Raw genomic sequence first — 18825 nt, 5'->3', positions numbered from 1 at the left:
TCAAGAGGCGGGAGGAGGAAAACATGCGCAGCAAAAAACGCTTCTATTGCCTTTTTTTGGAGTATATAGAAGCGTCTTTAAATATGTGATTGACAGGTTAAGGGAGGGTGAACACTTGTGTCTTGCTGGCCAGCTGCTCGGAGAGCTGCTGAATCTGTTTGGTTTTGTCCGCCATAATATCGATAGAGTTTGTATCTTGGTTCAGTTGTTGAGCGATTTGCTCCATTTCAGAACTCATTTGCACCGCAGTGCTGGCAACGCCTTGGATAGCGTTCGCCATTGAGTCTGTGGATTTAGACCCAGTCATGGCATTACTCTCGATATCACGCATGGCGTCTTCTGCTTTGCTGCCATTTTCACCGATGACCTTTAAGTTGTTTTGTCCGCTTTCCATGGTGGTGATTGCTGTTTGGGTTGAATGTTGGATAGTGCTAACAATACCTGTAATTTTTGAGGTGGCATCAACTGTTTTTTCTGCTAATGCTCGCACTTCGTCGGCCACGACAGAAAAACCTCGGCCGGCTTCCCCAGCGCGAGCTGCTTCAATGGCTGCGTTTAATGCAAGAAGGTTTGTTTGGCTGGCAAGGTCATTGATCATGGCGATAACGCTATCAATATCCTTGGACAAACGGCCTAGCTCGTTCAGCTGTTGGCTGGTTGTATTAACGATCTCTACAGTATCGCTAATACTGTTCAATACCATTTTTATGGTGTCCGCACCGGATTTTGCTGACTGATAGGTCTCGCTGGAGTGGTTTTTTAGCGCGTGGGTGGTGTTCGACAATTCTGCTAAGCGATTTGATATATCGTCTGTGGCCGTTGCTAAAGAGTGGGTGCGCTGGTTTACCAAGTGGTTGCTGCCAGAGATGCTGCTTATGGTGTTATTTAAATCCGTCGACATGGAGCTGACATTATCTGTAGTCGACACTACGTCCTTTAGAACATTGCTTAATCCACTGGTCATTTCATTCAGTGACTGGCTTAGTTGGTCAAATTCGTCATTGCGCTTTGTGTTGACGATTGCTTTGGAGGACATGTCACCTTTTTTAACTTTATTAAGGTCGGAGATAATACCTTGTAGCGTGGTGTTTACACTGCGTCCAATTGCGATCATCAACAATGCTGCTACCAGAATAATGGCAATACTTACCGTTAGTAAGGTCGCGTTTGCTTGAGAGGAACTTTTTTGCGCCTCTTCTTCGGCTTCAACTAGTTTGGCTTCAATAAGTTTGTTGGTGGCTAGCTGGCCTTCTGTAAAGCTATTTTTTTGTTGCGTAAATATGTTTTCTGTCTCTTGAAGAGAGACGTATGCTTGGCCATACTGCAAAATTGCTTCACGATAGGCGTTAGCCTTTACGCCATGAGTATCTTGAAAACCAAAGTTTTCGATTCGGTTGTCTAATCGAGTGAAGCTGGTGCTAAATTCTTCTAAATTATCCTCTGTAGGATCAGATAAATAATTGGCTTCCGCTTTTCGAACGTTGGTGAACTCGCGTTTTAATAAACTGAGCTTTTGAATGTCTTCACTGATTTCTGTCCCCATACTATCAATGCTGCCACGTAAGCCAGAAGAAGAGTTAAAACCAATGATGTTACGCTCGTTGATAAGGGCTACGAGCGATTGGCTGTAGAGATTGATGTGCTCTAAGCTCTCCTCAAGCGCGTTTTTTAGATCTTGGCCATTGGCTTTCTCGATGCTGGCGGTAATGGTGTTTGCATTTTGCTCTATCTGTTGGTGTGTTGTTGCCAGATATTCTTGAACGGTTTCAACCGAAACCGATCTTAATCGGTCCGCGATGTCTAGCATTTGAATGCTGAGGTTGTCGTTAGACGCTTGTATCTTGGAAAGGGATCTCAGCTCATTATTGGCTTTTTGTTGAGAAGACAGTCCGCCAATAGCCACAAAAGTGACAATGACGAGACCTAAAATTGCAGTGATCAATAGTATTAACAACTTCGTTTTAAAGGATAGGTTTAACAGCATAATTAATGACCTTCCAGCTCGTCAGTTTATAGAAATAACATGCATATAATAAATGCATAGGCTGTTTGGCTATGCAATCATCGTGCTAAAAAGTTTAAGAGGTGAGTGCGCTTAGGTTAGGGTCAAATAATTAGTCGATTTTGTTTAAAAAATGCTTTTAATTGGTGCAGGATCTAGGGAGATGAAAATATAAAAAGCCCTGTTTTGAGCAGGGCTAATAATAGTTAGGTCAATTATTTAGTAATGCTAAACAATCGGTAGACAAGTTGTCCGGCGGTTTTCTCTTTTATCAAAGACCAATGCGCTGGTAATTCCGGTAGCAGTGCTTCTTTTTCCATTTCTATGTACACCAACGCACGGTCCGCCAGCCAGCCTTTTTCAAGTAAGGGGATAATTTGCGCTAGCCAGCCTTTACGAAATGGCGGGTCTAAAAATACTATGTCCATAGGCTGTGGGGTTGCCGTGTCGAGAAATACGGCGGTGTTTTGTGCTGTCACGCTCGCATTGGTGGCTCCTAAGGTGGCTAGATTTTGCGTCATTTGTTGGGTGACAACTCGGGAGTTATCGACGAAAGTTAGGTGTTTCGCTCCCCGTGATAAGGCTTCTAGCCCAAGCGCACCTGAACCACAAAAAAAATCGGCACAAACAGCGCCCGGAATCTCATGGTTGATCCAGTTGAAGAGAGTTTCTCGGACTCTGTCGGGAGTGGGGCGCAGCCCTTCGATGTTTGGAATTGGCAGTTGGCGTGAGCGCCATTCACCAGCAATAATTCGCAACTTGGCGGCTTTCGCTTGGCTTTTACTTGACGCGTTATTTAGTGGTTTTTTTTTCATTGGTAAACCTGAATCTCTTGGTAAGAGGATGATATTAATAGCTGAGTGAGAGCCACTTGATAATCTTCTGCGCTGAAGCTATCGACCGCCTCTTGGTAGTTATTGGCGAATTGCTCTAGAGTCAGTTGGCTGTCTACGTGGGTGATTTGTGTAGCGATGTAGCTCCACCATGTGGGTGATAACGCTTGTGTTTCGAGTTGCGTTTTAAAGGTATCTAGTAAGGTCTGAAACCTTTTCTCACTTTTGATGGAGGGCACTTGTTCGGTAAACACGAGGCTTTTTGCATCAATTAATTGGTCCATTTCTTCGTTCGATACTGTAGGTGCAATGATAGGGTTATTACTGTATTGAATGCTCCACCATGCCCAAGGATTGGTTGGGGAAAGGGTGAGGGCAAGTTGAACAAAGTCTATATGTTGTTGCTGATTTAGTGTGGCAACTAGGTCTGCTCCCCAAATCTGTAAGCTAATCCATTCCTTTATCGTGGCTACTGGCTTTAATGCAATGGCACTGCGAGTCTGCCAAAGCTCACCTTGGTTCTGTTGAATGATGGTGCTGAGTGGTTCGTGTTGGATTTGCTCTGCTGGATTCTTGGCTATTTGAAAGTCTCGGCTGATCTCGTTCAGTGCTGTTTGAAGGCTTTTCTGTGCTTCAAGCGTTAGATCTCCGACTATATAAATGGCAACGGCCGCGTTTTTTAAACTCTGGTAGTAATCGATAATGCGTTCTAGCGATGCTGGTGTACGGTTTCTACTGATTTGTTCTGCCGCACTGTCAAAGAATAAGGCACCTTCAAGCTCGTGCTGTGCATCTGGTGACAAAGGCCTCTGAGCTTGCCAATTGTCAAAAGTACGACGTTTGAAATCTGGGCTCTTTAGCCATTTGGTGACTAATGATAATGAGGGCAGTAAATAATCGGTTTCATTGTTTAAAGTTAAGCCAATGACTTGGTTTTCATGGTCATAATAGCTGTTTGCACTGGCTGCCAATGGTGCAAGTCTTTGGTTAATTGAGGCGGTACTTAATGGAAGAGAATCGCTCATCAACATGGCCAGTGTTGTTTCTATCAATACGGTATTGGTGGTGACGGAACGAAAAGCAAAGCGAAGCTCTACTTTATTGCTGTTTTCCCACGTCTCTTGCTTGAGCCACACCACAGGAACGCCTGATGAGGTTGTCCAGGTTTCTACCTTAGGTGTAGGAAGTGTGCTACTGGTCGCGGTTAAATTGAGCAACCAAATTGCCAGTGTGCAGAACAGCATAATGGCCGCTAAAACAGGTCGACTAAAGAGAGGTTTGTTACTGTCAGACATAATTAACCTTGAATCGGTATGTGTTAGTGTGAAACTAGGCCTGTTTGCACACTAAAATGATGTTAAAATAGTCGTTTTAGTGCTTATCTGCGTGGCACAATGTCCAATCATAGCATTTCACTGATGTTAACTGCATCAGTCAAAATAAAGAGACCGATTTAATGGAAGTTGTTAATCAAATCATTGTTTTTTTTACACCGTATTTTGGTGAATATGCGCGTTATGTTCCTATTGCGATTGGAACGCTATTAGCCATTATAGCCTTTATTATTCGCCGCCGGTTTGTGAATAAAATGAATGCAGATATTAAAGCGGCTAAGAAAAAGGATATAGATGCATCTGAAGCTAAAGATGGCACTACAAGCACGCCGGAAACAATTGATGTGGATTCCTCTTCAATTGAAGAAGTAAGTGATCATAGCCCTATTGAAAGTCTGCCTGTTGAAGAGCCGGCGCCAGCGTTATCTTGGTCTCAGCGTATTAAGTCTGGATTATCTCGTACACGAAGCGGTTTAGGTAATGGTTTGTCTTCGGTTGTCCGTGGACATAAAAAAGTAGATGCAGACGTTTTAGAGGAATTAGAAACTCAGCTATTAATGGCGGATGTTGGTATTGATGCAACACAGGCCTTAATGACTGGTTTAACAGAGAAGCTGAACCGTAAAGAGTTAAAAGATTCTGATGCCTTGTTGAATCAATTGAAAGCCGATATGCAGGGTATTCTTGCTGTCTCTGAACAAGAGCTAGAGCCAGCTAACCAAGAAGGCCCTTTTGTTATCTTGATGGTTGGCGTAAATGGCGTAGGCAAAACGACGACTATTGGCAAACTAGCGAAAAAATATCAGGCAGAAGGTAAAAGTGTTATGTTGGCGGCGGGCGATACTTTTCGTGCAGCCGCAGTTGAACAGTTGCAAGTGTGGGGCGAGCGCAATAATGTACCTGTTGTGGCGCAACATAGTGGCGCGGATTCCGCTTCAGTCATTTACGATGCTATTGAGTCTGCTAAAGCCAAAGGTATTGATGTTGTGATTGCTGATACGGCGGGTCGTTTGCAAAACAAAGCAAACCTAATGAACGAGCTGTCTAAAGTCGTTCGTGTCATGAAAAAACTAGATGTACATGCGCCTCATGAGGTGATGCTTGTACTTGACGCGGGGACAGGTCAAAACGCAATTAGTCAGGCGAAGTTGTTCTCTGAAGCGGTTGGTGTGAGCGGTATCACATTAACTAAGCTAGACGGTACGGCAAAAGGCGGAATTATTTTTGCGATCTCTAAACAGTTTGCTCTGCCAATACGCTACATTGGCGTGGGCGAGCAAGCGGATGACTTGCGTCCTTTTGTTGCGCAAGAATTCATTGATGCCTTGTTTGATGGCGAATAGAAAAACATTCAACCTTTTTAGTTAAGGATAGTGGATAAACGTGGAAATTGAATTTCAACGGGTGGGTAAAAAGTACGAGAGTGGTCAAGAAGCATTGTCACAAGTGAGTTTTCATTTGCGACAGGGCGAAATGGCTTTTCTTACTGGGCATTCTGGTGCAGGTAAAAGTACCTTAATGAAACTCATGATGATGATTGAACGTCAAACCTCTGGCCAAATTTTGGTTGATGGGGTTGATCTGCGTACCTTAAGCCGACGAGCCGTGCCTCACCATAGACGTCGTGTCGGTGTGGTTTTTCAAAATCACCAGTTGTTATTAGATCGAAGCGTATTCCATAACGTAGCCCTGCCCCTACAAGTGAGCGGTGCTGACCCGGCGCAGATTGCTAAACGTGTTAGAGCAGCGTTGGACAAAGTCGGCTTATTAGACAAAGAAAAATATAACCCTATGGCATTGTCTGGTGGTGAACAGCAACGTGTTGGTATTGCCAGAGCGGTAGTGAACAAACCTCAATTACTGTTAGCGGATGAGCCAACGGGTAACTTAGACCCTAAGTTGTCCGCTGAAATTATGAATCTATTCCAAGAGTTTAATCGTGTTGGCGTGACAGTCCTTGTGGCAAGTCACGATCTTGCGTTGGTGGCACGTATGCGACATCGAGTCTTGACGTTAAATCAAGGTCGAATGGTTAACGATGGAGGGTTTGGCTAAATGGCACAAAAGCCGAATCAGCGAGGCGCCACTCGAGAGTCCATTAAAGCGACGAAACATAATTGGCCGACACGGACTACGTTTAGTCCCAATAAGTACTTTCGTCAGCACCAAGCAACGCTAGCAGAAAGCTTCATGCGTTTGATCAGCTATCCTTTGGCGAGCGTCATGACAGTGATGGTGATTGCTATCGCATTGTCATTACCCGGTGGTTTGTATGTTTTATTGAAAAACGTGCAGTCGGTGACTGATCAATGGGAACAGCAGTCTGTTATTACTCTGTATCTTTTCCCTAATATGGAAGACACTCAGGCTTTGGCATTATCCCATCGTTTATCTGCACAAGATGACATCGCATCGGTGGAATATATTTCTAAGGAAGAAGGGCTAAGGTATTTTGAGCAATCCAGTGGTTATGAGCAGATTATGTCTGCACTTCCAGAGAACCCGTTGCCGATCGTTTTACGAGTGATTCCTAAGCAAGCAGTGGACATTACGACTTTGTCGAGCTTGCAAGCCCTACGCGATACATTGGCCGCTGAAAAAGAAGTGGATCATGCAGAATTAGATGCACAATGGTTACAGCGTCTTGCGAATATACTGAGTTTTGGCCAGCGTTTTGTGTATGCCTTATCAGTATTGTTGGTAGTTGCTGTATTACTTATCGTGGGAAATACCATTCGCATGGCGGTAGAAAGTCGTCGAGACGAAGTGTTGGTGATGAAGTTGGTAGGCGCTACAGATGCGTACATTCGTAGGCCCTTTTTATACATGGGGTTTTGGTTCGGTGTATTAGGCGGTTTTTTTGCAAGCCTATGTATTCTCTTGCTTAGCTGGTGGGTAAGTGCGCCAGCGGAGCGATTGATTGATCTTTATCAGAGTGGTTTTGATCTTCAGTCTTTTAATGCAGATGAGATTGTTTTATGTTTAACTATCAGCGCGTTTGTTGGAGTATTCGGCGCGTGGATTGCCGTTAACCGACATATCGCAAATATTGAACTGCAGTGACGATGAAAGGCTAGAATCAGTCTAAAGATAATAGCCATGGTTTATTCACATTTATGTCACACACAGGCAGAATTTACTTGTTAGTATTTTGTCATACACAGTATGAACAACTAGAAGGTGGAAACAGAGATGGGTAAAGCTCTCCAACCTACAGACATGATGATTCCAGGTCAAAACCTTGAATCTTATATGCAAGCAGTCGGACGAATTCCGATTCTTACGGCAGACGAAGAAAAAGCGTTAGCCGAGCGTCTTTATTATAAAGAAGATCTTGAAGCGGCACGTACATTGGTTATGTCGCACTTGAGATTTGTTGTGCATATTGCAAAAAGTTACTCAGGATACGGTTTAGCCCAAGGCGACCTTATTCAAGAAGGCAATGTTGGCCTGATGAAAGCAGTAAAACGATTTAACCCTGAAGTGGGTGTGCGTCTTGTGTCTTTTGCTGTGCACTGGATCAAAGCTGAAATTCATGAGTTTATTCTGAAAAACTGGCGTATTGTGAAAGTCGCTACAACGAAAGCGCAACGTAAGATGTTTTTTAATCTGCGCAGTGCGAAAAAGAGCCTGTCTTGGTTCAGTAACTCCGAAGTTGAGTCAGTTGCTAGTGATCTTGGCGTCACGCCGGAAGTGGTTCGCCAAATGGAAGGGCGTTTAAGCGCGTCTGATATGGCATTTGATGCTTCTGCTGATGACGATGATGACAGTGCTTTCCAAGCGCCTTCTCAGTATTTAGAGGATCATCGATCCGACCCTGCAACCTTGCTTGAAAACGGTAACTGGGAAGAAGACTCTAACCAGCGTTTAGAAGTTGCAATGTCAGACCTTGATGAGCGTAGCCGAAATATTCTAGTACAGCGTTGGTTATCTGATGCGAAATCGACATTGCATGAACTGGCAGATGAATACGGTGTGTCTGCAGAGCGTATTCGACAGCTCGAAAAAAATGCGATGAAGAAAATACGTCTTGCTATGGGTGATGGTCAATTTGACTGATCGTTAACTTTAGTAAACGGTAAGAAGAAGCCCTCTAGATGAGGGCTTTTTTTGTGCCTAATGTTTTTAATATATTGGTTTATGTTTATCGGCTTTGCAGTTGGTTGCCAGGTACAAATCGCCAAGTGCGGATGATTTCTAGCTTATCTACTTCTTTTTTTAATTCGCTTGGGAAGGCTTGAAAGGGTTCGGCAAGGCGAACAATACGCATTGCAGCGTCGTCTAAGACTCTAATTCCAGAGGACTGTAGCACTTCTATATCATCGACGTAACCACTGGGCTGGATGATCACAGCAAGGCGTAGTTCGCCATATAGGTGATTACGCTTGGCTTCTTCAGGGTAGTGAATATTTCCTATCCGCTCTATTTTACGGCGCCAGTCATCCAAATATTGGGCATCAACTGCTGCTTTTGCTGACACTGAAGTCAGTCGTCGAATCCTTGGGCGTTTCGCATAGGATTGCCTTTGTTGATCGAGCAGTGCTTCTAGAGTCGCAATATCGTTGGATATGTGGCTGGGTATTTGCGTTTCACCACGAAACTGCTCTTCGAGTGTTTTAGCTGCCTCATCTGGCTCGTTGATGATCTCAAAAACGGCTTCTTGATTTTGTGTCGCCAGCAAGCTGGGTTCATCTATGGGTCTTTGGGAAGCGAGTTGAGGTTGAACCGGAGGCGAAATTTCTTGGATAGTATCAGATAAAAATTGTGCGTTTTCTGTGGTGGTTAGCTTCTGTTTGCGAAGCTCCGTTCCGCTTGCTTGTTGATTGGCTTGTGCGATGAAGTCCGCTTCATTGGGCGCTTTTGTAGTGTGTTGAACAAGCGTTACCTCCAGTGTTTTGGGTTTTGGTGAAGGCAGCTCGAAATCGAAACCAATAATCATCACCATTAGCACATGAAGGCTAATGGCAATGAAGAGCGCGATAGAAAATTTATCAATTACTCGCATCGGCTATTACGGGAGACGTTTCTCAATGGCTTCGATTAATGTCATTGCGATATTGAGATCGAATTGTGAGTCTAATTCACGCACGCAAGTTGGACTGGTGACATTGATTTCAGTGAGATAATCGCCGATAACATCTAAGCCAACAAACATTAAATTCTTTTCTTTTAAAGAAGGAATCACTTGTTCACAAATCCAGCGATCTCTGTCACTGAGTGGGCGGCCTTCACCACGACCACCTGCGGCTAAATTACCACGTGTCTCACCGGATGCAGGGATACGGGCCAGAGTGTAAGGTACTGGTACGCCATCAACGACTAAAATGCGTTTATCCCCCTGTTTGATTTCTGGGATAAATTTTTGCGCCATGATTTGTTCTGTACCCATGTTAGTCAATGTTTCGATAATGACGCTGACGTTGGAGTCGTCTGGTTTTAGGCGGAAGATAGAGGTGCCTCCCATACCATCTAAAGGCTTGAAAATGACGTCGCCATGTTCTTTATGGAAGTCTTTCAGTAAATCTGTGCGACGTGTTACAAGCACCGTTGGACAGCATTGCGGAAATTGTGTCGCGAACAGTTTTTCATTGCAGTCGCGTAGGCTTTTTGGATCGTTTACCACCATAGCGCCATCACGTTCTGCTTGTTCTAAAATCATGGTGCTGTAAACAAATTCACTGTCAAACGGTGGGTCTTTACGCATCAAGATAACGTCTAATTCACCAAGTGCCATTTTGCTTTCATTGCCTAGGTCATAAAAATGCTCAGGGTCTTTGTATACATTGAGCGGACGAGTCATGGCATAGGCTTTACCATTGTCTAGAAATAAGTCCTTTTGCTCCATGTATATAAGCTGCCAACCTTTGTCTGCAGCGGCCCATAGCATGGCGAGTGAGGTGTCTTTTTTGTAGTTGATGGATGCGATTGGATCCATAACAATGCCGAGCTTAATAGTCATAGGGGTAGTTCCTAAAGCGAAAGCGACGTTTTAGCGCTTTGATAAAACGATTAATAGGTGTTGATGCTATAGAAATATGGGGACGCTGAGAAGAAAAAACACCCATGATTTTCATATAGTTGATTTGAGAAATAAAAATCGGGCGTATTACGAATGATTAAGGTCTGAATTAATCGTCATCTAGGACTTGAAGCCATATAGCAACAGAGTCTTTGAACGCAAAGACTCTGTATTAACTGGCCTGTTGTTACCAACTACTGCCTTTTTCACCTGCATCAAGGAAAAGCTCACTCTCTGTTGGCACTTCTTCGTTGTTGGTGGGTGGTGTACGTTGAGAGTTGACTGACGCTTTTTCTGTCAGTGCGTTCTCCGCAGCTTGCAATTCTTCAGTAGCTGTTGGTGGAATCTTTGCTGGCACTTTGGCTGATTCAAAAGAGTCATTAAATCCAAGTACCTGCGGGCGATAAATACGGAACGCGCGCATTAGCTCGCCTTTTGCATTAAACAGCCTGAATTCAGAGAAAAGCTGATCGTAGTCTGCATTCACGTAATCTTGACGAGCTTGAAACAGTTCATTTTCGCTATCCAACACATCCAGCAATGTACGTCGGCCTAAACGGAATTGCTTTTCATAGGCAATTTGAGACTCTTTCGTGGCAATAACATATTGACGAATATGTTCTTTTTGCCCTGTTGTTGCTTCAAAAGCAGCCCATGCTAAGCGTACCGTTAATTCAGTATCTCTGATTGTTTTTCGTCGTATTTCAGTGGCTTGTATATTTTGTTGAGATGCCACTTCGGCTTGGCGTTTTTGTGTGCTGCCACTGTAAAGGTTGTAATTTAGACGAACCATTGCAAGTAGGTCTTCGCTTGGGCCTTCATCACCATCAATATTGTTATTCCATGTTCGCTCTAGAACAAAGCTAACAGTCGGGTATTTTCCTGCATCGGTGACTTTCTGTGCACTCTCTGTTGCGGCTACGTCCCAACGAGCCCCTTCAATTGCAGGGTTTCTCTTAAGGGAGTCGTTAAGTGCTGAGTCAAGATCTTTTGGCAGTAGGTCCTGGTCTGGAACTGGGTAAATAAGTTCTTTAGGTGGCATTTCGCCCACGATGTTGTTGTAGTTACTTTCTGCGTCTTTTAAGTTGTTAACCGCGGCGAAATAATTTGCATGCGCTTTCGATAGTCGTGCGGTGATTTGACTGAGATCAGATTGCCGCCCTATGCCCGAATCACTTTTAAGCTTGATCTGGCCATAAATGCGTTGGTGGGTCTCAAGATTCAGTTCTGCCAAATTCACCAGCTCTCGATAACGTAAAATGTTGGCATAAACTTGAGCAACTTCAAGTGCAGTATTTTCGACAGAAATGAGAGCGCTCCAGCGATCCGCTTCGGCTTCGCTGCTTAAACGCTCTATTTCATTTACGGTAGAAAAACCATTAAAAAGAGGCTGATTCAAAGACAGTGTTAACTCTCGACGGGCTAGATCAATGTCAGCAGAGTTGGGGTTGTCGTCGGCGTAGGTCGTTTCATGTCCTATGCCTGCTGAAAGGTCGACACTTGGGTAATAGCCCGAACGTCTAGCAATGTCTGCACTTTCTTGCGATTCTCTATATTTTGCTACAGCTTGTCGTACTGATGGGCTATTTTCTATTGCTGTGTAAGTGGCTTCTTCAAGGGATATAGCGTGCGATATTGCAGGTACAAAAGCAGCTCCAATATAAACCGTGCAAGTTAACACTATTCGGTAAAACATGTGATTCTCTGTCCTTTATAATTCCTATTGGGATGATAAATCCATTTATTTTATGAATATGTTGCTATTCTGTTATGACGAGTAGATTAGATATCTCCCCATAGCGTGTTGATTACACTGAGCGCAACAATTGGCGCAGTTTCAGTTCTTAGTACTCTAGGTCCCAGCGAAATAGCATTAAACCCAGCATTTTCAGACAGTTGCACTTCTTTTTCACTAAGGCCACCTTCTGGCCCAATCAATAACGCGATACGATTATTGATTGGCTTTTCGAATTGTCGAATGGGTTTAGCGCTATGGTGATGCAATGTTAGCTTTAACATTTCATTACAATTTAAAATCCACTCAGTTAATTCTATTGGTGGATACACAACAGGTACAATACCACGACCGCATTGTTCAGCTGCACTTGTTGCGACTTGCTGCCAATGTTGTTGGCGCTTTTCTGCACGGTTGTCTTGTAGTTTCACTTCGCAACGTTGACTAAAAAGTGGTTGGATAGCAAATACGCCAGCTTCGACGGCTTTTTGAATAGCGTAATCCATACGTTCGCCTCTAGACAATGTTTGTCCAACGGTGACTTGGATTGGCGATTCGTTTTCAAGCATTTCAAAATCGGCTACCTGAATACTGGCTGAGCGTTTTTCGACATCACTTAACATCGCATTATATTGACCACCTTTACCATTAAACACGCGAATAGGGTGGCCTGATTTGAGGCGCAGAACCTTGCAGAGGTGCTGGAAGGATGAGTCAGGTAAGACAAGGCTAGTATTCTCGCTGAGTTCTGTATCGATAAAAATTCGTGGAATACGCATACGTGTCTTATGTTCCCTAATGCTTGAGGACGTAGAAATAAAAAAGCCTTCGTCTGTTTTCTAAAAGAAAGGCAGAAGAAGGCTTTATAACGGAAATTGAGAAAATTATAAACCAGCAGCTTTGCGTAATGCGTCTGCTTTGTCCGTTTTTTCCCAAGTGAAATTTTCACCTTCACGACCAAAGTGACCGTAAGCCGCTGTTGGCAGGTAGATCGGGCGTTTCAAATCGAGCATTTTGATAAGGCCTGCTGGACGTAATTCGAAGTGCTCACGAACCAATTGTGAAATCACCGCATCACTTACTTTGCCAGTACCAAACGTATTGATACTAATGGATGTTGGCTCAGCCACGCCGATGGCGTAAGAAATTTGAATCTCACATTTATCTGCAAGTCCTGCTGCAACGATGTTTTTTGCTACATAGCGACCAGCGTAAGCAGCAGAACGGTCAACTTTAGACGGATCCTTACCAGAGAAAGCGCCACCACCGTGACGAGCCATACCGCCGTAAGTATCAACGATGATTTTACGACCTGTTAGACCGCAATCGCCAACTGGACCGCCAATGATGAACTGACCTGTTGGGTTGATGAAGTATTTGGTGTCTTTGGATAGCCATTCAGCAGGAAGAACAGGTTTGATGATTTCTTCCATGACGGCTTCACGAAGATCCGCTTGCTTAACAGATGCGCTGTGTTGTGTCGAAAGAACAACCGCATCGATTGCGCAGGGCTTGCCATTTTCATCGTAACGGAAAGTGACTTGGCTTTTCGCATCTGGGCGAAGGAAGTCTAGGGTGCCGTTTTTACGAACCTCAGCTTGGCGTTGAACCAAACGATGTGCGTAGGTGATTGGGGCAGGCATTAGCACGTCAGTTTCGTTCGTTGCAAAACCAAACATCAAACCTTGGTCGCCAGCCCCCAGCTCTTTTTCACTGGCTTCATCAACACCTACCGCGATATCAGCAGATTGTTTACCAATGGCATTCATTACGGCACAAGATTCCCAGTCGAAACCCATGTCTGAGCTGTTGTAGCCAATTTCACGGATAACACCGCGAGCGATTTCTTCGATGTCGACCCATGCGTTGGTACGAACTTCACCTGCAACCAAGACCATGCCGGTTTTAACGAGAGTTTCGCAGGCAACACGTGCTTCAGGGTCTTCTGCCAAAATGGCATCAAGGATGGCGTCGGAGACTTGGTCGGCGATTTTATCTGGATGGCCTTCAGAAACGGATTCTGAGGTAAATAAAGAATATTCTGACATATTGAGTTTTCCTCTTTAGCTGAGTTAGTCGCTAAACAGGCATAAAAAAAACCTGTTCGGCATCAAAAGTGCTAAACAGGTTCTTGCGTATCTGTTTAGCTGAGTTTATATAGCGCCCGCAAGCCGAGACAAATCGACGCTGTATTAGTAGGGCGAATCATGAACTAGCATTGTTTAAATATCAACCCAGTATGTGGATTTTAATGAGGCAAAAGGTGGTTTTTTTGTTACGATGGTGCAGATTTCTAAGTGATTTCATTTTCTTTGCCCAGTGTTTGGGCGTTACGATGGTGCCAACCTTGTATCGTGGTTCTATCCCGTAGAGAATGTTACTTCTATTGTTCGTTAAGCTATCAGGAGTGGAATAACCATGCCGTCTCGTAAACAACTTGCTAACGCCATACGTGCATTGAGTATGGATGCCGTACAAAAAGCTAACTCTGGTCACCCCGGTGCACCAATGGGTATGGCGGATATCGCTGAAGTGCTATGGAATGATTTTTTAAAGCACAACCCAAACAATTCAAAATGGGTTGATCGCGACCGCTTTGTGTTGTCAAACGGCCATGGCTCTATGCTGATTTATTCTTTATTGCACCTATCTGGTTATAAATTGGCAATTGAAGACTTAAAACAGTTTCGTCAACTTCACTCTAAAACACCTGGGCACCCAGAATATGGATATACCGATGGCGTAGAAACCACAACGGGACCATTGGGCGCGGGTATTAGTAACGCCGTCGGTATGGCGCTTGCTGAGAAAACCTTAGCTGCGCAGTTTAACCGCGAAGGGCATACTGTCGTCGACCACAACACCTATTGCTTCCTTGGTGACGGTTGTTTGATGGAAGGTATTTCTCACGAGTCGGCTTCTCTTGCTGGAACGCTAGGTTTGGGTAAATTGGTTGCGTTTTGGGATGACAACGGTATTTCTATCGATGGTCATGTTGAAGGTTGGTTTACTGATAATACACCGCAGCGTTTCGAAGCGTACGGCTGGCATGTTATTGCTGATGTAGATGGACATGATCCAGAAGCGATCAAAGCGGCGATTGAAGCGGCAAAAGCTGAAACAACTAAGCCAACGTTGATTTGCTGCAAAACCATTATTGGTTTTGGTTCGCCAAATAAATCTGGTAGTCATGATTGCCACGGCGCGCCACTAGGCGATGCAGAAATTGCGGCTGCACGTGAATTCCTTGGTTGGCCGCATGCTCCGTTCGAGGTTCCTGCTGATGTTTACTCTGGTTGGGATGCGAAAGAAGCCGGTTCTGCTCGTGAAGCGCAGTGGAATGCACAATTTGAAGCGTACAAAGCAGCTTACCCAGAATTGGCGGCTGAATTTGAACGTCGTGTGATTAAGGGTGAATTGCCTGCGGATTTCGAAGCGAAAGCACAAGCTTTCATTCAAGAAAGCCAAGACAAAGGTGAAAGCATCGCGAGCCGTAAAGCATCTCAGAATTCGATTGGTTTCTTTGGTGCTATGTTGCCAGAGTTGCTAGGTGGCTCTGCGGATCTTGCTGGTTCTAACTTGACGTTATGGTCTGGTTCAAAAGGTATTCAAGACGATCCAGCAGGCAACTATGTTTTCTATGGTGTTCGTGAGTTTGGTATGAGCGGTATCATGAATGGTGCTTCTTTGCATGGTGGTTTTATTAACTACGGTGCGACCTTTATGATGTTTATGGAATATGCCCGTAACGCGGTTCGTATGTCTGCTTTGATGGGCATTCAAAACGTATTTGTTTACACGCACGATTCTATTGGTCAAGGCGAAGACGGTCCAACGCATCAACCTATTGAGCAGTTAGCGAATTTGCGTATGACGCCAAATATGTCTGTATGGCGTCCATGTGATGCCGCGGAAACAGCGATTGCTTGGAAAGCGGGTATTGAACGTCGTACTGGCCCAACGTCTTTGGTATTCTCTCGCCAAGGTTTGCCTGCGCAAGCACGTGATGCACAGCAATTAGCTAACGCAGCGAAAGGTGGCTATGTGCTGAAAGATTGCACTGGTACACCTGATCTTATCTTGATCGCTACAGGTTCTGAAGTAGGCCTAGCAATGGACTCTGCTGAAGCACTTACAGCGAAAGGCAAGAATGTGCGTGTGGTTTCTATGCCATCCACTGATGTCTTTGATGTTCAAGACGCTGCTTACAAAGAATCTGTATTGCCAAGTAGCGTGACTAAGCGCGTTTCTATCGAAGCGGCCCATACTGATTACTGGTACAAATACGTTGGTTTCGACGGCGCTATGGTGGGGATGACGACGTTTGGTGAGTCGGCTCCTGGTGGTGATCTTATGAAACACTTCGGCTTTACAGTAGACAATGTGGTTGCGACTGCTGAGAAAATTCTAGCTGCGTAATCTGGTGCTTGATAAGAAAAGAGGTATACGTTTGTATGCCTCTTTTTCCTTTTATTAAGGCGGAAGGTGATGGTTTTTGATCACTTTCTTTGCGATGAAGTAGTAGGAATATGTTGCGAGTCGCTATAAATGGTTATGGTCGTATCGGACGTTCGATATTGCGAGCGTTGTATGAAAACGGCTACCGCGATCACATTCAAGTGGTTGCTATTAATGAATTGTCCGATATTGAGACAATCAGTTATCTTACTCGCTATGACACCACTCATGGACGTTTCCCTAAGCCTGTTTCGACCCAAGGCAATGCCTTGTTGATCGGTGACGATAGTATTTTATGTTTTTCTTGTGCTACTCCTGATGAGTTGGATTGGTCGTCTCTTGAACTGGATATGGTGCTGGAGTGTTCGGGCAGTTTTTCTAGTCGAGAAGGTGCGCAAGCCTATCTGAATGCCGGTGTTCCCAGAATGTTGCTATCCCAGCCTGCTGCGGCTGATGTAGATGCGACTATTGTGTATGGTTTTAATCATCAGGACATTCAGGCAAATCAAAACATTGTGTCAGCGGCATCTTGTACGACGAATTGTTTGATTCCGGTTTTGGATGTGGTGAAGCAGTTTGCGGGTGTGGCGCATGGCATGACGCAAACAATCCACTCGGCGATGAATGATCAGCCTGTGATTGATGGCTATCACACCAAGGATTTACGTCTTACCCGTGCAGCGTTGAGCTCTATTATTCCAGTTGATACCGGTTTAGCGAAAGGTATTACACGGATGATGCCAGAACTTGACGGAAAGTTGGGTTGTAATGCAGTGCGTGTGCCAACATTAAATGTCTCTGTAATTGATTTGGTATTGCGTACAGAGCGGGATGTAACAGTAGAACAAATAAATACCCAGTTAGAGCAAGCAGCAAGCTCAAAATACGCTGGATTAATGGGGTTTACCAAAGAAGCGCATGCGTCTGTGGATTTTAATCATGATCCACGTTCTGTAATTATCGATAGTACACAAACCCAAGTAATTGATCAGAGAATGGTGAAGTTGCTGTGTTGGTTTGATAATGAATGGGGCTACGCTAACCGTATGTTGGACGTGGCTAAGCATTGGGCAGGTGTGATTGAACAATCAAATTTGGATTGAGACATCAGAAGTTTAAACGACGAGGACATCGTACATGACTGTAATTAATATGAAAGACGTGGATCTGACGAACAAAAGAGTATTGATCCGTGAAGATCTTAACGTACCTGTTAAAGATGGCAAAGTGACGAGTGATGCACGTATTCGCGCAGCCTTGCCAACTATTAAGTTGGCGTTAGCCGCTGGCGCTAAAGTGATGGTGATGTCACACCTTGGTCGTCCAACAGAAGGGCAGTACGAAGAAGAATTTTCTCTTCAACCTGTAGCGACACATCTTGCTAGTTTGCTAGGGCAAGATGTGCCATTAGCCAAAGACTGGTTGGATGGCGTTGAGGTTGAATCTGGTCAACTTGTTTTGGTTGAAAACGTGCGTTTTAACCTTGGCGAGAAAAAAGATGACGAAACCTTGTCTAAAAAAATGGCGGCTTTGTGTGATGTGTTCGTAATGGACGCATTTGGAACGGCTCACCGAGCTCACGCATCAACTCACGGCGTTGCCAAATACGCGCCTGTGGCTTGTGCTGGCCCATTATTAGCTGCAGAGTTAGAGGCATTAGGTAAAGCGCTTGATAATCCAGCACGTCCTTTGGTTGCTGTGGTTGGTGGTTCAAAAGTATCGACTAAATTAACGGTATTAGAGTCCTTATCTAAAGTCTGCGATCAGCTGATCGTGGGTGGTGGTATTTCCAATACATTTGTTGCTGCTCGAGGCTACAATGTAGGTAAGTCATTGCATGAAAAAGATTTAATTCCTCAAGCTCAAAAGCTAATGGCTGACTTAGATATTCCTGAGTTGACAGATGTTCGTGTGGGCACAGAGTTTTCAGAAACGGCGGTTGCAACGATTAAGCCTGTTGACCAGGTAGCTGATAACGAGGAAATCATGGACTTAGGTCCGGATTCCGCTCAAGTGCTTGCTGATATTCTAAAAAATGCTAAAACCATTCTATGGAATGGCCCGTGTGGTGTGTTTGAGTTTGATAATTTTTCTAAGGGCACAGAGGTTGTTGCTCAAGCCATTGCTGATAGCGATGCCTTCTCTGTTGCTGGTGGCGGAGATACATTAGCGGCGATTGATAAGTACGGTCTGGCAGACAAGATTTCTTATATTTCAACCGGTGGTGGGGCGTTTTTAGAATTTGTTGAAGGAAAAGTGCTTCCAGCGGTTGCGATGTTGGAATCACGCGCGCAAAATTAGTATCAAAGAATGACAAAGATTGTTCTAAAACACTTTATAAGAAATAAAAAGGCGTAAAGCCTGTTTCGTTAACACCGGTGTAAGCTTAATGTGAGTTGTGCTGAAAGCGGTGTTGATGAAAAACAAAACTAGAGAGTGACCTA

Annotated in this window: 15 protein-coding genes; 7 read left to right on the top strand and 8 right to left on the bottom strand. The window is 44.4% G+C overall.

Going from position 1 to position 18825, the window contains the following annotated elements:
- Positions 1-97: 97 nt before the first annotated feature.
- The 3 genes from JSY38_RS08585 to JSY38_RS08575 all read right to left on the bottom strand — a co-directional run bounded on the left by JSY38_RS08585 (position 98) and on the right by JSY38_RS08575 (position 4130).
- Entirely contained in the window at positions 98-1984 is a 1887-nt protein-coding gene (locus tag JSY38_RS08585; protein WP_205116451.1) for a methyl-accepting chemotaxis protein, read from the bottom strand.
- A 233-nt stretch (positions 1985-2217) separates the two neighbouring features.
- On the bottom strand, positions 2218-2817 hold the full coding sequence (rsmD, locus tag JSY38_RS08580) for a 16S rRNA (guanine(966)-N(2))-methyltransferase RsmD (RefSeq protein WP_114411437.1): 600 nt from the start codon (positions 2815-2817) through the stop codon (positions 2218-2220).
- Positions 2814-4130: an insulinase family protein gene (locus JSY38_RS08575; protein ID WP_205116449.1), complete on the bottom strand. Its 1317-nt coding sequence runs from the start codon at positions 4128-4130 to the stop codon at positions 2814-2816. Before JSY38_RS08575 ends, rsmD begins: the two co-directional genes overlap by 4 nt.
- Before the next feature lie 161 nt (positions 4131-4291).
- Between JSY38_RS08575 and ftsY the strand changes: the two genes are divergently transcribed.
- The 4 genes from ftsY (at position 4292) to rpoH (ending at position 8228) form a co-directional block, all read left to right on the top strand.
- Positions 4292-5512 (top strand): signal recognition particle-docking protein FtsY, encoded by a 1221-nt coding sequence (ftsY, locus tag JSY38_RS08570; protein ID WP_205116447.1) that lies wholly within the window; start codon positions 4292-4294, stop codon positions 5510-5512.
- Positions 5513-5552: 40 nt separating this feature from the next.
- Positions 5553-6224, top strand: a complete 672-nt coding sequence (ftsE, locus tag JSY38_RS08565; protein ID WP_110577038.1) for a cell division ATP-binding protein FtsE — start codon at positions 5553-5555, stop codon at positions 6222-6224.
- The gene (ftsX, locus tag JSY38_RS08560) at positions 6225-7232 is read left to right on the top strand and encodes a permease-like cell division protein FtsX (protein WP_114411440.1); all 1008 of its coding nucleotides are present in this window, start codon (positions 6225-6227) and stop codon (positions 7230-7232) included.
- A 129-nt stretch (positions 7233-7361) separates the two neighbouring features.
- Positions 7362-8228, top strand: coding sequence for an RNA polymerase sigma factor RpoH (gene rpoH / locus JSY38_RS08555; protein ID WP_114411441.1), 867 nt, complete (start codon positions 7362-7364; stop codon positions 8226-8228).
- Positions 8229-8313: 85 nt separating this feature from the next.
- Here the strand turns inward: rpoH and JSY38_RS08550 are convergent, their stop codons facing one another.
- The 5 genes from JSY38_RS08550 to metK form a co-directional block, all read right to left on the bottom strand.
- A complete protein-coding gene (locus tag JSY38_RS08550) occupies positions 8314-9174 on the bottom strand; it encodes an energy transducer TonB (protein ID WP_114411442.1) in 861 nt (286 codons plus the stop codon).
- A gap of 6 nt (positions 9175-9180) precedes the next feature.
- The gene (gene gshB / locus JSY38_RS08545) at positions 9181-10128 is read right to left on the bottom strand and encodes a glutathione synthase (RefSeq protein WP_114411443.1); all 948 of its coding nucleotides are present in this window, start codon (positions 10126-10128) and stop codon (positions 9181-9183) included.
- 247 nt (positions 10129-10375) lie between these two features.
- Positions 10376-11884 carry a TolC family outer membrane protein gene (locus tag JSY38_RS08540; RefSeq protein WP_205116445.1) on the bottom strand — a complete coding sequence of 503 codons (1509 nt, stop codon included), beginning with the start codon at positions 11882-11884 and terminating at the stop codon, positions 10376-10378.
- Between the two features lie 86 nt (positions 11885-11970).
- Positions 11971-12702, bottom strand: a complete 732-nt coding sequence (locus tag JSY38_RS08535) for a 16S rRNA (uracil(1498)-N(3))-methyltransferase (RefSeq protein ID WP_205116444.1) — start codon at positions 12700-12702, stop codon at positions 11971-11973.
- Positions 12703-12807: 105 nt separating this feature from the next.
- On the bottom strand, positions 12808-13971 hold the full coding sequence (metK, locus tag JSY38_RS08530; RefSeq protein ID WP_114411446.1) for a methionine adenosyltransferase: 1164 nt from the start codon (positions 13969-13971) through the stop codon (positions 12808-12810).
- A gap of 370 nt (positions 13972-14341) precedes the next feature.
- On the opposite strand from metK, the gene tkt reads away from it, so the two are divergent.
- From tkt to JSY38_RS08515, 3 genes are all read left to right on the top strand, one after another.
- Positions 14342-16342, top strand: a complete 2001-nt coding sequence (gene tkt, locus JSY38_RS08525; RefSeq protein ID WP_205116442.1) for a transketolase — start codon at positions 14342-14344, stop codon at positions 16340-16342.
- A gap of 110 nt (positions 16343-16452) precedes the next feature.
- Positions 16453-17484 carry a type I glyceraldehyde-3-phosphate dehydrogenase gene (locus JSY38_RS08520; RefSeq protein ID WP_114411448.1) on the top strand — a complete coding sequence of 344 codons (1032 nt, stop codon included), beginning with the start codon at positions 16453-16455 and terminating at the stop codon, positions 17482-17484.
- A gap of 34 nt (positions 17485-17518) precedes the next feature.
- Positions 17519-18682, top strand: coding sequence for a phosphoglycerate kinase (locus JSY38_RS08515; RefSeq protein ID WP_114411449.1), 1164 nt, complete (start codon positions 17519-17521; stop codon positions 18680-18682).
- Positions 18683-18825: the final 143 nt, after the last annotated feature.

This window comes from Marinomonas foliarum (assembly GCF_016906065.1).
GTDB classification, from domain to species: Bacteria; Pseudomonadota; Gammaproteobacteria; order Pseudomonadales; family Marinomonadaceae; genus Marinomonas; species Marinomonas foliarum.
Note: the sequence above shows the minus strand (reverse complement) of the source record. Positions and strands in the feature narration are given on the sequence as shown.

Bases quoted from the DNA above. Each gene is read 5' to 3' on its own strand.
- JSY38_RS08550 (WP_114411442.1), bottom strand. From the start codon at position 9,174: ATGCGAGTAATTGATAAATTTTCTATCGCGCTCTTCATTGCCATTAGC.
- metK (WP_114411446.1), bottom strand. From the start codon at position 13,971: ATGTCAGAATATTCTTTATTTACCTCAGAATCCGTTTCTGAAGGCCAT.
- gshB (WP_114411443.1), bottom strand. From the start codon at position 10,128: ATGACTATTAAGCTCGGCATTGTTATGGATCCAATCGCATCCATCAAC.
- tkt (WP_205116442.1), top strand. From the start codon at position 14,342: ATGCCGTCTCGTAAACAACTTGCTAACGCCATACGTGCATTGAGTATG.
- rpoH (WP_114411441.1), top strand. From the start codon at position 7,362: ATGGGTAAAGCTCTCCAACCTACAGACATGATGATTCCAGGTCAAAAC.
- JSY38_RS08585 (WP_205116451.1), bottom strand. From the start codon at position 1,984: ATGCTGTTAAACCTATCCTTTAAAACGAAGTTGTTAATACTATTGATC.
- ftsY (WP_205116447.1), top strand. From the start codon at position 4,292: ATGGAAGTTGTTAATCAAATCATTGTTTTTTTTACACCGTATTTTGGT.
- JSY38_RS08520 (WP_114411448.1), top strand. From the start codon at position 16,453: ATGTTGCGAGTCGCTATAAATGGTTATGGTCGTATCGGACGTTCGATA.
- JSY38_RS08515 (WP_114411449.1), top strand. From the start codon at position 17,519: ATGACTGTAATTAATATGAAAGACGTGGATCTGACGAACAAAAGAGTA.
- JSY38_RS08540 (WP_205116445.1), bottom strand. From the start codon at position 11,884: ATGTTTTACCGAATAGTGTTAACTTGCACGGTTTATATTGGAGCTGCT.
- JSY38_RS08575 (WP_205116449.1), bottom strand. From the start codon at position 4,130: ATGTCTGACAGTAACAAACCTCTCTTTAGTCGACCTGTTTTAGCGGCC.
- rsmD (WP_114411437.1), bottom strand. From the start codon at position 2,817: ATGAAAAAAAAACCACTAAATAACGCGTCAAGTAAAAGCCAAGCGAAA.
- ftsX (WP_114411440.1), top strand. From the start codon at position 6,225: ATGGCACAAAAGCCGAATCAGCGAGGCGCCACTCGAGAGTCCATTAAA.
- JSY38_RS08535 (WP_205116444.1), bottom strand. From the start codon at position 12,702: ATGCGTATTCCACGAATTTTTATCGATACAGAACTCAGCGAGAATACT.